15 protein-coding genes are annotated in these 13,602 nt (G+C 61.6%); 4 read left to right on the forward strand and 11 right to left on the reverse strand.

The genetic code is table 11. The features are described 5' to 3' along the window. Positions 1-28 precede the first annotated feature (28 nt). A complete protein-coding gene (locus tag ACVWY1_RS11640; protein WP_277503247.1) occupies positions 29-1,015 on the reverse strand; it encodes a DNA polymerase III subunit delta' in 987 nt (328 codons plus the stop codon). A 29-nt stretch (positions 1,016-1,044) separates the two neighbouring features. Between ACVWY1_RS11640 and ACVWY1_RS11645 the strand changes: the two genes are divergently transcribed. The 3 genes from ACVWY1_RS11645 to ACVWY1_RS11655 all read left to right on the forward strand — a co-directional run bounded on the left by ACVWY1_RS11645 (position 1,045) and on the right by ACVWY1_RS11655 (position 4,478). Next, complete coding sequence (locus ACVWY1_RS11645) at positions 1,045-1,956, forward strand: deoxynucleotide monophosphate kinase family protein (RefSeq protein WP_256582683.1); 912 nt, start codon at positions 1,045-1,047, stop codon at positions 1,954-1,956. Positions 1,957-2,031: 75 nt separating this feature from the next. Further along, on the forward strand, positions 2,032-3,504 hold the full coding sequence (locus tag ACVWY1_RS11650; RefSeq protein ID WP_277503246.1) for an AAA family ATPase: 1,473 nt from the start codon (positions 2,032-2,034) through the stop codon (positions 3,502-3,504). Next, on the forward strand, positions 3,501-4,478 hold the full coding sequence (locus ACVWY1_RS11655) for an HNH endonuclease (protein WP_457378297.1): 978 nt from the start codon (positions 3,501-3,503) through the stop codon (positions 4,476-4,478). Before ACVWY1_RS11650 ends, ACVWY1_RS11655 begins: the two co-directional genes overlap by 4 nt. On the opposite strand, the gene mltG is transcribed toward ACVWY1_RS11655, so the two are convergent. From mltG to ACVWY1_RS11700, 9 genes are all read right to left on the reverse strand, one after another. Continuing rightward, positions 4,396-5,556 (reverse strand): endolytic transglycosylase MltG, encoded by a 1,161-nt coding sequence (gene mltG / locus ACVWY1_RS11660; RefSeq protein WP_277503244.1) that lies wholly within the window; start codon positions 5,554-5,556, stop codon positions 4,396-4,398. The two genes, ACVWY1_RS11655 and mltG, sit on opposite strands and share 83 nt — an antisense overlap. Positions 5,557-5,559: 3 nt before the next feature. Further along, positions 5,560-6,375 (reverse strand): aminodeoxychorismate lyase, encoded by an 816-nt coding sequence (gene pabC / locus ACVWY1_RS11665; RefSeq protein WP_102683586.1) that lies wholly within the window; start codon positions 6,373-6,375, stop codon positions 5,560-5,562. Continuing rightward, positions 6,375-7,619, reverse strand: coding sequence for a beta-ketoacyl-ACP synthase II (fabF, locus tag ACVWY1_RS11670; RefSeq protein ID WP_277503242.1), 1,245 nt, complete (start codon positions 7,617-7,619; stop codon positions 6,375-6,377). Before fabF ends, pabC begins: the two co-directional genes overlap by 1 nt. A gap of 154 nt (positions 7,620-7,773) precedes the next feature. Next, positions 7,774-8,010, reverse strand: a complete 237-nt coding sequence (acpP, locus tag ACVWY1_RS11675; RefSeq protein ID WP_046856533.1) for an acyl carrier protein — start codon at positions 8,008-8,010, stop codon at positions 7,774-7,776. Between the two features lie 203 nt (positions 8,011-8,213). Beyond that, positions 8,214-8,954, reverse strand: coding sequence for a 3-oxoacyl-ACP reductase FabG (gene fabG, locus ACVWY1_RS11680; protein ID WP_203647546.1), 741 nt, complete (start codon positions 8,952-8,954; stop codon positions 8,214-8,216). 16 nt (positions 8,955-8,970) lie between these two features. Next, positions 8,971-9,909, reverse strand: coding sequence for an ACP S-malonyltransferase (gene fabD / locus ACVWY1_RS11685; RefSeq protein ID WP_139672631.1), 939 nt, complete (start codon positions 9,907-9,909; stop codon positions 8,971-8,973). 168 nt (positions 9,910-10,077) lie between these two features. After that, a complete protein-coding gene (gene plsX, locus ACVWY1_RS11690) occupies positions 10,078-11,088 on the reverse strand; it encodes a phosphate acyltransferase PlsX (protein ID WP_102683589.1) in 1,011 nt (336 codons plus the stop codon). 3 nt (positions 11,089-11,091) lie between these two features. Then, on the reverse strand, positions 11,092-11,274 hold the full coding sequence (gene rpmF / locus ACVWY1_RS11695) for a 50S ribosomal protein L32 (RefSeq protein ID WP_028690987.1): 183 nt from the start codon (positions 11,272-11,274) through the stop codon (positions 11,092-11,094). 13 nt (positions 11,275-11,287) lie between these two features. Continuing rightward, entirely contained in the window at positions 11,288-11,815 is a 528-nt protein-coding gene (locus tag ACVWY1_RS11700; protein WP_023630499.1) for a YceD family protein, read from the reverse strand. A 96-nt stretch (positions 11,816-11,911) separates the two neighbouring features. Here ACVWY1_RS11700 and ACVWY1_RS11705 point away from each other — a divergent pair, with 96 nt between their 5' ends. Then, on the forward strand, positions 11,912-12,490 hold the full coding sequence (locus ACVWY1_RS11705; RefSeq protein ID WP_277503236.1) for a Maf family protein: 579 nt from the start codon (positions 11,912-11,914) through the stop codon (positions 12,488-12,490). A 124-nt stretch (positions 12,491-12,614) separates the two neighbouring features. Here the strand turns inward: ACVWY1_RS11705 and ACVWY1_RS11710 are convergent, their stop codons facing one another. Continuing rightward, entirely contained in the window at positions 12,615-13,601 is a 987-nt protein-coding gene (locus ACVWY1_RS11710) for a S49 family peptidase (protein WP_102683591.1), read from the reverse strand. Position 13,602: the final 1 nt, after the last annotated feature.

A 13,602-nucleotide genomic window follows, 5' to 3' on the forward strand; every position in this document is an offset into this window, starting at 1 on the left:
ACGACACACATTAGGGGAGCGGTGGAAATCAACGCATGCCCGGCAGCTGCACCCAATGGGCGAGCAACGCTTCGAGCAGCAGTACACGATTGAGGTTGGCCTTGCCCAGCACCTTCTGGCGCTGTTCGAGAATCCACGCCTGGACCTCCAGCACCTTGGCCTGCCGGCTCTTCTGCGCCAGGTATTGCAACACCTTGCGCATGTCGGGCAAGCCTAAACCCTCTTCGTCCTGGGTCAACTGATAACGCAGGATCAAGTGCGACCAGTCGCAGAACCAGTCGAACAGCAACAACAGGGGCACCGTGTTCCAGGCTTCGGCCAGTTGGGTAGGCGACTGCTGCTGCTTGAGCAGCTTCTTCACCCCTTCGGTAACCAGCGCCCGCTGCTCACGCACGCCCTGGGCCTGCAGGCTGACCGCCATCAGCGGCGAACCCGCGGCCAAGGTCAGCAGCTCTTCGCGCTCCTGTTCGTCGCTGCCTTCGAGCGCGCCGGCCAGCCAGGCACGGCTCTGTTCCAGGCTTGGCTGCGGGCAGGCGACCTGCTGGCAGCGACTCTTGATGGTTGGCAGCAGGCGGCTGGGCTGATGGCTGACCAGCAACAGCACGGTGTCTCCGGAGGGCTCCTCCAGGCTTTTGAGCAAGGCGTTGGAGGCATTGATGTTCATTGCCTCCACCGGCTCGATCAGCACCACCTTGCGCCCGCCCTGCTGGGCGGTCTGCACCACGAACGACACCAGTTCACGCACCTGGTCGATCTTGATCGGCTTGTCGGCCTCCTCCGGCTCCAGCACGAAGTTGTCCGGGTGGCTGCCGGCCTTGAGCAACAGGCACGACTTGCACTGGCCGCAGGCATCCAGGCCCTGTGGCTGCTGGCACAACAGCCGCGCCATCAGGCGTTCGGCCAGGGCCCGCTTGCCGATGCCCTGGGGGCCGTGCAGCAGGTAGGCGTGGGCGTGTTGGGCACGCCCGGCCAGTTGCTGCCAGAGCGCCTGCTGCCAGGGGTACTGCTTACTCATGGTCGGTACGCCTGAAATGTTTTGCACATATGAATGTGCCGCGCTGGATCTTTGCAAACATCGTCTATGACAAATTAAAATCGGGCCGAAGCCTTCTATTGTACCTGCGCAATCACACTGAAGACACCGGAGCCTACGTGAGGAAAATTATCGGCCTGGCCGCCCCTGCCAGATCGGGAAAGGACACCGTCGCCGCGATGCTGCTCGCATACCCCGGCGTTGCTGCCTACGCGCTCGCCGACCCCTTGAAGATGGGCTGCCAGGCATTGTTTGGCCTGACCGACGAAGAAGCCTGGGCCGACGCGCTCAAGGAACAGAAACTCGATGACTGGGCACGCTCCCCACGCGAGTTTTTCCAGCAGGTAGGCACCGAATGGATGCGAGCCTTCAACTCGGACCACTGGCTGATGCGAGCTGAACGGGCAATCGAGCCACAACCACAATCTGCGCAACCATCGCCCCTGGCGGTGCTTTCCGAGGCGGATGCCCCAATCAGGCTTGCCGCCCAGGCATTTTTTGGTTTTACCGATCAACAGACATGGGACCCGCATTGCTCAAGGCAAATCGACCCATTCTGGCAAGTCGCGCCCCAGGATACGTTTGCGTTCATCGCGCAAAAGGCGGTTGAACTGGACCAGGATTATCTGTTCAAGCGGGCGCTGCGGCCAGTGACTCGACCAAAGCCGCTGCCTTTCCTGCCAGCGCAGATCAATACCATCATAATCAAGGACATTCGTTTCGAAAACGAAGCCCGTTTCCTGCGTAGTCACAACGGTGTCATTTGGCATGTTCGGCGACCTGACGCCCTGCGAGTGAACGCGCATAGCTCCGAGTCAGGCATAGAACTGAACGAGCAAGATACCCTGATCATCAATGATGGAACGATCGCAGACCTTGAACGCAAGGTGGCCAAGGCCTGGACTACTCAGCAGAGCGGATAAGGTGTCCTGCCAGCTCAAGACACTTGATGGGCCACTGCTTGCTCACCTACACCCAGTGACGATGGATCGCACACAATGCTGACAAACTTCCAAATCAAGTCCTCCAAACTCCACGCCTCCATTTCGCTTGGTGATGAACAACGCTTGGAACAACGCGCCTGGATTTCCGTGTTGATTGGTCAGAACGGCAGCCGAAAGAGCTACGTACTCAGGCAGCTAATGGAGTCCTCGCTGGGCAAGCGCTCTTACACAGATCTGAAAAGACGCAAGGTGGTGACCGAGACCACAGGGTGGCCACAAGACAAGCCGTCAGGTGGCACTATCTGCATATCCGGAACACCACTCGACCGCTTCTCTCGTGTCGGCAGCCCGCTGCTCGGCGCTCACACCCCCCGGCAATTCTGGTACCTGGGACAACGTGCATCCAATGGCATGGCTGGCACCGGGCAAAGCGAAAGAGCACTGATCACCGCACTGCTGGAAAATGCCGATCTGCTGCCAGAACGCCAACACTTGCTTGAAGGTGTCTTCTCGCACCTTGGGTTGAAACCGCAAATCATCATTCAGCTAAAGCTGTCAAAAGAATTCGCCAAAGCGGTCAAGAGCTACCATACGGCTACCTATTTCGCTTCTGACATCCTCGAAGAGGTCGCGAAGAAACTCAAAACGCAATATTTGGGCACTACTAGGCTCACACACCTTCATACTCGCCTGCACGCAGCTTTTGAGAAGCTCGACAGCAATGAACATTTCAGTGTGTTCAAGCTGGCAAACCGATTCGACACGTCGAAATCACCTGCCTCGCTGAAATTTGAGCACGGCACCTTTCAAATGGAAAATGGACCGTCGCAGGAGTGGGGTACAGCCGAACTCGAACTTCTGCTCCATGCGGGCTTTCTCGAAATCGATAAAACGTTTTTCACCCGCTCCTCAAAAACTGACGATCCTCGGACCCTATCCGAAGAATGCCTGGAGGGCGAAGACCTGAGCTCTGGACAATGGAGCTGGCTCTGTGGCTTTGCTGGCCTTTGTGCCACCGTGAAGCCGCATAGCCTTGTGCTCGTAGATGAACCCGAGAACAGCCTGCACCCAGCCTGGCAACTGCAATACATCCCCATGCTGAACAGCATTCTGAGAGAATTTCAGGGAACCCAGGCGGTGATCGCAACGCACTCGCCCTTGATCGCTTCTGGCGTAGCGCCTGAATGGGGGAACGTACAGACTCTGGAATACACCGAGGCGGACAAGAATGGCACTCACCGACTCAGCACTCGACCAATAGCTTCAACCTTTGGCTGGACGGCATCCGACGTCTATCAAGAGGTATTCCAACTCGACTCGGCTCGGGCACCGGCATTCACCAAGACTGCCGAGTACGCACTATCGCTTATTCGCTCCAATCAAAGCCTCGACGACAATGCATGCAAGATAATCGCCAATGACCTGTTCAAGGATGTCGACACGCTGCCTGTACATGACCCGCTGCGCAACGTTTTGCTCGACATCACCGACGAGTTGAAACTGCGTGCTGGAGACGAACGACAATGACGTGGTTCGACACCATCATTTTCACTGTCACCGACAACGCCCTACTCGCTCCGATCAGGCTGCACCAAGGAAACGAATGGGAAATCACCGCAGCGGTGAGAAACTACAGGACACGACTTCTGGAACTGCAGAACTACCGCTGCGCCTATTGCCAGAACGTCATCGAGCAGGACATGGTCGGCCATCGCGAACTTGACCATATCCTGCCAAAGTCCCCATCGAAGAAATGCGAGCAGCCAAAAGGCAGCAGTAACGTGTTCGAGGACCGCCAACACACGTTCGGTTACCCCCAGTTCACCTACGAGCCTTACAACCTCATCGTGACCTGCAAGATATGCAATTCCTACAAGAAAAACTTTGACCCGCTACGCAACCGTTCAAGCGGCTGGACCTCCGGCAGCTACCCCAGCCAAGCCGACCTGTTATGGTTCTACCCCTATAGCGAACGCTACTCAGACCACATCGAACTGAGCGACAAATGGCTGTACAGCAAACGGACCGATGAAGGTGACGCCGTCATCCGAACCTGCAAGCTCGATCAGGTGGAAAGCCTCGCTCAACGGTATTCGGCTCGTGCACTCATACGGGCCAGGCAAACGAAAAGCCTCAAGATGGCCGTGATGCACATGGCCAGTGTCGTGGAGATGAACATGCTCAGCGCCGACAGCGCGAAGCAGGCACTTGTTCTGGCATTTGACATTACTGAGCCGCAGGCGGATGAACTGCTATCACTCTTTCGGCAGGTTGGACTATCGGAAAATGGCATCCCTGCCCTGGCCAAAGCACAAATGCTCCTGGCCTCGATTGCCGAGGCAAAGAGCAGCGGTCCCGATCAAGCAGAGTCCCTTCCCACCACCACCGCTTACCTGACGCCAGCCTCGACCCGCCTACTCATTGAGGCAGAGACGGATCCGCAGGCTGAGCCTCCTGCTGCGCAGGCTCCACCGGCACTTCCGGCACCTCCTCGGAATTGACCGGAGGTGGCGCGGATGATGGTTCGTCCGTGGACTCCTTGGGCACAGGCGCAGGGCTCGAACGATAATCCGCCCGCCGCTTGATCTGGAACTCGCGCACCGCGCTGTTGTGATCGTCCAGGTCATCGGAGAACACATGGCTGCCGTCGCCACGGGCGACGAAGTACAAGCTCGAGCCATCGCTTGGGTTCAGCGCGGCGTGGATTGCCTCGCGCCCTACCATGGCGATCGGTGTCGGCGGCAGGCCGGTCATGGTGTAGGTGTTGTAGGGCGTCGGCTCACGCAGGTCGGCGCGGGTGATCTTGCCGTTGTAGCGCTCGCCCATGCCGTAGATCACGGTGGGGTCGGTCTGCAGCATCATGCCCAGGCGCATGCGCCGCACGAACACGCCGGCGATCTGCCCACGCTCCTGGGGAATGCCGGTTTCCTTCTCCACCAGCGAGGCCATGATCAGCGCCTGGTACGGGTCGCGATACGGCAGGTCGGTGCTGCGCTCGGCCCACTCCTTGGCCAGCACTTCGTCCAGGCGCATGTAGGCCTGCTGCAACAACTCGACATCGCTCATGCCGCGCACGAAGCGATAGGTGTCAGGGAAGAAACGGCCCTCGGGGAACACGCCGGTATGACCAAGCTTGTCCATCACCTCGGTATCGGACAGGCCTTCGAGGGTGTGCTTGAGCTTTTCATGCTTCGCCACCGCGGCGCGCACCTGGCGGAACGTCCAGCCCTCGACCAGGGTGAGGTTGTACTGCACCACATCGCCACGCTTCCAGGCATCGAACAACTGTCCCACGGTCATGCCCGGGGTCAGGCGGTATTCACCGGTGTGCAACGCCGTGCCGGCCATGTTGAAACGCCAGTACAGGCGCAGCCACAACGGATCGTCGAGCAGGCCTTCGCCCTGCATCCGGTAGAACATACGGTTTGGCGTCGTGCCATTGGGCACGTCGAGCATGCGCTCCTGTGCCACTTGCAGCGGCTGCTCCAGGACCGAGTTGACCTTCCAGGCGGCCCAGCCCAATGCCAGGCCGGCGAGGATCAAGCTCATTTCCAGCAGCAGCAGGAATTTGCGTCTCACGAATCAGGTATCCAGTAACGTACGGGCAACGGCCTGCAGTTTACGGGTGAGCGGCCCTGCGGGCCAGTTCAGCGCGGCGAATTCACGCACGGGCCAGACGCCATAGACACTGTTGCAGAGGAATACTTCGTCAGCCTGCTGCAGCGCCTCGAACGGAAGGTCGCGCACCTGCGTGGGAATCCCCAGCAGCGCGGCCTGTTCCAGCAATGCCGCACGCATCACCCCGGCCACGCCACAACGGCTCAGGTCGGCGGTGAACAGTACGCCATCACGCACCAGGAACAGGTTGCTGTACACCCCTTCGATCACCCGCCCTTGGGCGTCACGCATCAAGCCTTCGGCAAACGCGCTGTCCTGCCATTCGGCACGGGCCAGCACCTGCTCGAGGCGGTTGAGGTGTTTGAGCCCGGCCAGCAGCGGTTGTTCCGCAAGGCGCGTCTCACAGGGGAACAGCCGCACGCCGAACTCGGCATGCTGCGTCGGATAGGCCGGCAAGGGGCCGCCTTGCAGGATACGCCGCGCCTGCGCACCAGCCAGCGGGGCATAGCCGCGCTGGCTGTCGCCGCGGGTCAGGATCAGCTTGGCGACGCCTTCGCTCAGTTGCCGGGCGAATTGCAACAGTTCATTGCGAACCAGCGTCAGGTCGGCCTCGATCGCCAGGCGCTGGCAACCCAGCGCCAGGCGGTCGACATGCTGCGCGAGCAGGCTGGGCCTGCCGCCGCGCACGGCGATGGTCTCGAACAGACCATCACCGTAGGCCAGGCCACGGTTCTGCAGATTGACCGCAGTCGCGTCCTGGCCATCGACCCAGCTGAGCATCAGCCGGCGAACCGGCGGAACACCAGCGAACCGTTGGTCCCGCCAAAGCCGAAGGAGTTGGACAGCACCACATCGATAGGCATGCTGCGCGCCTGGTGCGGCACGAAGTCCAGGTCGCAACCTTCGTCCGGTTCGTCCAGGTTGATGGTCGGCGGCGCCATCTGGCTGTTGATCGCCAGGACGCTGAAGATCGCCTCCACCGCACCGGCAGCGCCGAGCAGGTGGCCAGTCATCGACTTGGTCGAACTCACTGCCAGCTTGTAGGCATGCTCGCCGAACACCCGCTTGATCGCAGCCACTTCGGCCACGTCGCCAGCCGGCGTCGAGGTGCCGTGGGCGTTGATATAGCTGACCTCTTGCGGCTGGATACCGGCATCGCGCAGGGCATTGGCCATGCAGCGAGCGGCGCCTTCGCCGGAATCGGGCGGCGAGGTCATGTGGTAGGCGTCACCGCTCATGCCGAAACCGACCAGCTCGGCGTAGATGGTCGCGCCACGAGCCTTGGCATGCTCCAGCTCTTCGAGCACCAGGGCGCCGGCACCATCGGACAGCACAAAGCCGTCACGCCCCTTGTCCCAGGGACGGCTGGCACGGGCCGGCTCGTCGTTGCGGGTGGACAGCGCACGGGAAGCACCGAAGCCGCCCATGCCCAGGCCGCAGGCGGCCATCTCGGCGCCACCGGCGATCATCACGTCGGCTTCGCCGTAGGCGATGTTGCGCGCGGCCATGCCGATGCAGTGGGTGCCCGTGGTGCAGGCAGTGGCGATTGCATAGTTCGGCCCCTGCAGACCCAGGTGGATCGACAGGAAGCCGGAGATCATGTTGATGATCGAGCCCGGCACGAAGAACGGCGAAATCCGCCGCGGCCCCTGCTCATGCAGGGTACGGCTGGTTTCCTCGATGTTGGTCAGCCCGCCGATCCCCGAACCCATGGCCACGCCGATGCGCTCACGGTTGGCATCGGTGACTTCCAGCCCGGCATTGCGCACCGCCTGGAAGCCGGCCGCCAGGCCGTACTGAATGAACAGGTCGAGCTTGCGGGCCTCTTTGGCCGACAGGTACTGCTCGACTTCGAAGCCCTTCACCGAGCCGCCAAAACGGGTGGAGTAGGCAGACAGATCCGTATGCTCGATCGGACCAATGCCACTGCGGCCAGCCAGAATGCCCTGCCAGGTGCTCGGTACATCGGTACCCAGTGGCGACAGCATACCCATACCAGTGACCACGACGCGTCTACGCGACACAGTACTCTCCTCATTTCCAAATAACAGAGTCTCTTGCCAGTGCACTTGCCATGGCGAATGGAATGGCAGCAAACCCCGGCTCTCGCAAAGAAAAAACCGCACGCCGGCAAAGGCAGTGCGGTTTTTCCCGACAAGAAGCGTCGACTACAGCGTCTTAGGCCTGGTGGGCGTTGACGTAGTCGATAGCAGCTTGAACGGTAGTGATCTTCTCGGCTTCTTCGTCAGGGATTTCGGTCTCGAATTCCTCTTCCAGAGCCATCACCAGCTCAACAGTGTCAAGCGAATCGGCACCCAGGTCCTCAACGAAGGAAGATTCGTTCTTGACTTCCTCAGCCTTGACGCCCAGTTGCTCGGCGACGATTTTCTTGACGCGTTCTTCGATGGTGCTCATACCTAGTTTTCACTCCTAATGGACATATGTCAGGCAGCTGGCCGGTGACCAAGTTTATAGGAAGACGCCTGCTTTTCAAGCGTAACGCGCCTTCCACCAAGTCACCGGGCCCTCTGCCCGGAATCTGGTTGCAGCTTTATAACGGATTTTAGGCTCGGAGTATGACTCTTTTTTGAAGCAATCCGTCACATTGAGTTGCGGTTTTACATGTACATCCCGCCGTTCACCGGCACGGTGGCGCCGGTGACATAGGCTGCGCCGTCGGAAGCCAGGAAGGAAACCACTTTCGCGATCTCCTCGGCCTGGCCCAGGCGGCCCAGCGGAATTTCCTTCTGCAGGGCCTCGCGCTGCGCTTCTGGCAGCTCACGGGTCATGTCGGTGTCGATGAAGCCCGGGGTCACCGAGTTGACGGTGATGCCACGCGAGCCCACTTCACGAGCCAGGGCCCGGCTGAAGCCTTCCAGGCCGGCCTTGGCGGCGGCATAGTTGGCCTGGCCGGCGTTGCCCATGGCACCCACCACCGAACCGATGCTGATGATACGACCCCAACGCGCCTTGGTCATGCCGCGCAGCACGCCCTTGGACAGACGGTAGAGGCTGTTGAGGTTGGTGTCGATCACATCGAACCACTCATCATCCTTCATGCGCAGCATCAGGTTATCGCGGGTGATACCGGCGTTGTTGACCAGGATGGCCGGCGCGCCGAACTGCTCGCCGATGGCGCCCAGCACTGCCTCCACGGACTCGGCGCTGGTGACGTTCAGCTCAAGGCCGGTGCCGTTGATGCCGTGCTCCTTCAGGGTGGCGGCGATACGCTCGGCACCAGAAGCGGTGGTGGCGGTACCGATCACGGTTGCGCCCTGGCGGCCCAGCTCGAGGGCGATGGCCTGGCCGATACCACGGCTGGCGCCGGTGACCAGTGCAACTTTACCTTGCAGGCTCATGCAAGCTTCTCCGAATTCAGGCCAGCGCCGCACGGGTGGCGGCGACGGCGTCTGGGGTATTGAGGTTGTAGGTGGTCACGCCGTCGGCGCAACGCTTGTTCAGGCCAGCCAGGACCTTGCCCGGCCCGCATTCGACCAGGTTCACCGCACCGCGCTCGGCCAGGGCCTGCACGCACTCGACCCAGCGTACCGGCTGGTAGAGCTGCGCCAGCAGGTCCTGTTTGAGGGCATCGAGGTCGGCGGCGATGGCTGCGGTGACGTTCTGCACCACCGGGATCTGCGGCGCTTTCCATTCGATGGCGTTGACGGCCTCGGCGAAACGCTCGGCGGCCGGCTTCATCAGGGCGCAGTGCGATGGCACGCTGACCGCCAATGGCAGGGCACGCTTGGCGCCCTTGGCCTTGCACAGCTCGATGGCACGATCGACCGCAGCCTTGTTGCCGGCGATGACCACCTGGCCCGGCGAGTTGAAGTTCACCGCGCTGACCACTTCGTCTTCGGCGGCTTCGGCGCAAATCTCGACCACCACGGCGTCGTCCAGGCCAAGGATGGCGGCCATGGCACCATGGCCGGCAGGTACGGCCTCCTGCATCAGTTGGCCACGGCGCTCGACCAGGCGCACGGCATCTTTCAGCGACAGGCTGCCAGCGGCGACCAGGGCGCTGTATTCACCCAGGCTGTGCCCGGCGACGAAAGCCGGCTGCGCGCCACCCTCCTCCAGCCACAGGCGCCACAAAGCGATGGAGGCGGTCAGGATGGCCGGCTGGGTCTTGTCGGTCTGGTTGAGTTGTTCTTCCGGGCCTTCCTGGACCAGTTTCCACAGGTCGTAGCCCAGGGCCTCGGACGCTTCCTTGAAGGTCTCGACGATTACCGGTTTTTCGGCGCCCAGCTCTTTGAGCATGCCCAGCGACTGGGAACCTTGACCAGGAAAGACGAATGCGAGGGATGCAGACATTGAACAAGCCCTTATGATCTTGTCGTCGGATAGGGTGCGCCAGGCCGCGGGCCAGACGCGCAATCTGAAAGCTTGGATGGAGCGGCGGACCAAGCGGTCACATTTAAGCACTTCATGGGCGGTATGCCCAAAAGCTTTGCATTTCCAGTAATGACCTCATCGCGCAGCTCAGGGCAACAAGTCTTCAAGACGCCCGTGCAGGCGCTGCGGCAGGTTTTCCTGGATCTCGATCAGCGCTCGCTGGATCGCGCTCTGCAAACCCTGCACGCCCGCCGAGCCATGGCTCTTGATGACGATGCCCTGCAACCCCAGGAAACTCGCACCATTGTGCCGCGCAGGCGCAAGGTCGGCCTGCAGGCGCTTGAGCAGCGGCATGGCCAGGGCACCTGCGGCTCGCGCCAACACCCCGCCACGGAACAGCGCCTCGATGCGGGCACCGATCATGGTCGCCAGACCCTCGCTGGACTTGAGCAGGATATTGCCGACGAAACCATCGCACACCACCACGTCCGCCTCGCCCCGGTACAACCCGTCACCCTCGACGAAGCCGATGTAGTTCAGCCCCCGGGCGTTCTGCAATAGGCTGGCGGCCAGCTTGACCTGCTGGTTGCCCTTGATGTCCTCGGTACCGATATTGAGCAGCGCCACCCGCGGCCGATGCACGCCCAGAGCCTGGGCGGCCACCGAGCCCATCACGGCGAACTGGTAGAGGTTTTCCGCGCTGCAGTCGACGTTGGCGCCGAGGTCAAGCAGCTGGCAGTAGCCGGCCTGGGTCGGGATCGCCGCCACCATCGCCGGGCGATCTATTCCGGGCAGGGTCTTCAGCACAAAGCGCGACAAGGCCATGAGCGCGCCGGTATTGCCGGCACTTACGCAGGCCTGGGCCTTGCCATCACGCACCAGTTCGAGGGCGATGCGCATCGACGAGTCCGGCTTGCCCCGCAACGCCTGCGATGGCCGCTCGTCCATGCCGATCACTTCGCTGGCCGCGACAATCTGCAGGCGTGCGCGATCCGCAGCCGCGAGGCCGCCGACAAGATCTTCAAGGAGGGAGGGTTGACCGACGAGGGTCAGGTGCAGCGAGGGGGTAGCCGATAGGCAGGCAATGCTAGCCTGGACAATGCTGCGGGGACCGAAGTCCCCGCCCATTGCGTCGATCGCGATGATCTGAGCGGACAAGGATTACTCGTCAGCGCCCTTGTCGATCACTTTGCGACCACGGTATACGCCTTCTGGCGAAACGTGGTGACGCAGGTGTACTTCACCGGTGCTCTTCTCTACCGACAGAGCTTCTGCCGACAGGGCGTCGTGCGAACGGCGCATGTCACGGGCAGAGCGGGATTTTTTGTTCTGCTGAACAGCCATAATTGATTAACTCCTAAACGTTTGGGTCACGCTTTAACTGCGCCAATACACTGAACGGGTTGGACCGCGATACCTCGTCCTTGCTCGGCTCGGGCTCATCGAGTCCCGCCGGCTGCTGGCATTCTTCCGGATGATGAGCAGGCACGATTGGCAGGGCAAGCAAAAGCTCTTCCTCGACCAGTGCCTGCAGATCCAATGGATCTTCGCCCAGTTCCAGCACGTCATAGCCTTTCGGCAACGACTGGGTGTTCGCACCCTCCTTCACCACAGCGTACGTACATTCGCTATGGATCGGCAGGGTGACCAGCTCAAGACAACGCTGGCAAACCATCTTGACTTCGACATCCAGCGCGCTGTGGATAACCACCACGTGCTGTTCATCTCGTTCAAAATCGAACTTCGCCTGCACCGTACCGACATTGTCGGAAAGCGGGTCGCAGAGTCTTTCCAAATCAGCGAGTTGCAGCGAACCTTCGAGGGTTACGCCACGATCAGCCAATTTGCGCGGGTCAACGTGAGGTGGAATCGGGTCATTCAACATAGGCGCAGCATTCTAGGGATGCACCCCCTCCCTGTCAAAGGAAATTAGGTGCCATCTCGCATGTTAGAATTCGGGGCAATTGCCCAGGAGTCTACCATGCTTCCCTTGTTACTGGCTTCCAGCTCGCCCTACCGCCGCGAACTGCTCACCCGCCTGCGCCTGCCCTTCACCTGGGCGAGCCCCGACCTTGACGAACGGCGCCTCGATGGCGAGCCCGCCGTCGAGCTGGTGCGCCGCCTGGCCCGACAGAAGGCCGAAGCCCTGGCCGCCAGTCACCCCGATCACCTGATCATCGGCTCCGACCAGGTGGCGGTACTGGGCGAGCAGATCCTCGGCAAGCCTCACACCTTCGAACGCGCCTGCGAGCAGTTGCTGGAGGCCAGCGGACAGCAGGTCACCTTCCTCACCGGGCTGGCACTGCTGAACAGCGCCACCGGCCAGTGCCAGGTCGATTGCGTGCCGTTTACCGTGACGATGCGCGAGCTGGATCGGGAGCGCGTGGAGCGCTACGTGACGGCCGAGCAGCCACTGGACTGCGCAGGCAGCTTCAAGGCGGAGGGCTTGGGGGTCAGCCTGTTCCAGAGCACCCACGGCTGCGACGCCACGAGCCTGATCGGGCTACCGCTGATTCGGCTGGTGGACATGCTGCACAAGGAAGGCGTGCAGGCGCCTTGAGAGACTGGGGCCGCTTCGCCGCGGTTCGTCGCTACGACAAGCCGGCTCCCACAGGATGCGGCGTAATTTGTGGGAGCCGGCTTGCCGGCGAAAGGGCCGCGAAGCGGCCCCAATCGACTTCAGATCAACGCAGCGAAGGCCCCTGGAAGCCCATATACAGCGCCATGCGCTCCGCCACACTGGCACCGATGCGCTTGGAGAAACGATCGAACGGCGACTCCTGCACAGTGAAGTCCACCAGTTCCTTCTCGCCGACGATTTCGCGGGCGACATAGCTGGCACTGCCCAGCCCGTCCACCAGCCCCAGCTCCTTGGCCTGCTCGCCCGACCAGATCAGCCCGCTGAACAGCTCAGGGTGATCCTTGTCCTTCAGGCGCTCGCCACGCCCCTGCTTGACCATGGCGATGAACTGGCGGTGCGTGGTATCCAGCACACCCTGCCAGAACGCGGTTTCTTCCGGCTTCTGTGGCGAGAACGGATCAAGGAAGGCCTTGTGTTCGCCCGCCGTGTAGGTGCGCCGCTCCACGCCCAGCTTGTCCATGGCGCCGACAAAGCCGTAGCCCGCCGCAGTGACGCCGATGGAGCCGACCAGGCTGGCCTTGTCGGCATAGATCTCGTCGGCGGCGCTGGCAATGTAGTAGGCGCCGGAGGCCCCCAGGTCGGCGATCACCGCGTACAGCTTGATGGCCGGATATTCGGCGCGCAGACGGCGGATCTCGTCGTACACATAACCCGCCTGCACCGGGCTGCCGCCCGGGCTGTTGACGCGCATGACCACGGCTTTGGTCTTCGGATCCTTGAACGCCTCGCGCAGACTCTTGACGATATTGTCGGCGCTGGCAGGCTCCTGATCGGCGATCACCCCGCGCACCTCGACCAGCGCGGTATGGCTGCCGCTGCGCGAGGCAGCCTTGTCCACATCCATCAATGGCGTGAACAGGAACAGGATGCCGAACAGGTAAACGAAGGTCAGCAGCTTGAAGAAGATCCCCCAGCGCCGCGCCCGACGCTGCTCCTGGACACCCGCCAGCAAGGTCTTCTCCAGCAACTTCCAACTCTTGCGCTCCTCGCCAGCCTCATCGGCCTCGGGCGCCTTCCACTCGTCAGTCATG

This window comes from Pseudomonas sp. TE6288 (genome assembly GCF_054062095.1).

Bases quoted from the DNA above. Each gene is read 5' to 3' on its own strand.
- ACVWY1_RS11640 (WP_277503247.1), bottom strand. From the start codon at position 1,015: ATGAGTAAGCAGTACCCCTGGCAGCAGGCGCTCTGGCAGCAACTGGCC.
- ACVWY1_RS11645 (WP_256582683.1), top strand. From the start codon at position 1,045: ATGAATGTGCCGCGCTGGATCTTTGCAAACATCGTCTATGACAAATTA.
- ACVWY1_RS11650 (WP_277503246.1), top strand. From the start codon at position 2,032: ATGCTGACAAACTTCCAAATCAAGTCCTCCAAACTCCACGCCTCCATT.
- ACVWY1_RS11655 (WP_457378297.1), top strand. From the start codon at position 3,501: ATGACGTGGTTCGACACCATCATTTTCACTGTCACCGACAACGCCCTA.
- pabC (WP_102683586.1), bottom strand. From the start codon at position 6,375: ATGCTCAGCTGGGTCGATGGCCAGGACGCGACTGCGGTCAATCTGCAG.
- acpP (WP_046856533.1), bottom strand. From the start codon at position 8,010: ATGAGCACCATCGAAGAACGCGTCAAGAAAATCGTCGCCGAGCAACTG.
- fabG (WP_203647546.1), bottom strand. From the start codon at position 8,954: ATGAGCCTGCAAGGTAAAGTTGCACTGGTCACCGGCGCCAGCCGTGGT.
- fabD (WP_139672631.1), bottom strand. From the start codon at position 9,909: ATGTCTGCATCCCTCGCATTCGTCTTTCCTGGTCAAGGTTCCCAGTCG.
- rpmF (WP_028690987.1), bottom strand. From the start codon at position 11,274: ATGGCTGTTCAGCAGAACAAAAAATCCCGCTCTGCCCGTGACATGCGC.
- ACVWY1_RS11700 (WP_023630499.1), bottom strand. From the start codon at position 11,815: ATGTTGAATGACCCGATTCCACCTCACGTTGACCCGCGCAAATTGGCT.
- ACVWY1_RS11705 (WP_277503236.1), top strand. From the start codon at position 11,912: ATGCTTCCCTTGTTACTGGCTTCCAGCTCGCCCTACCGCCGCGAACTG.
- ACVWY1_RS11710 (WP_102683591.1), bottom strand. From the start codon at position 13,601: ATGACTGACGAGTGGAAGGCGCCCGAGGCCGATGAGGCTGGCGAGGAG.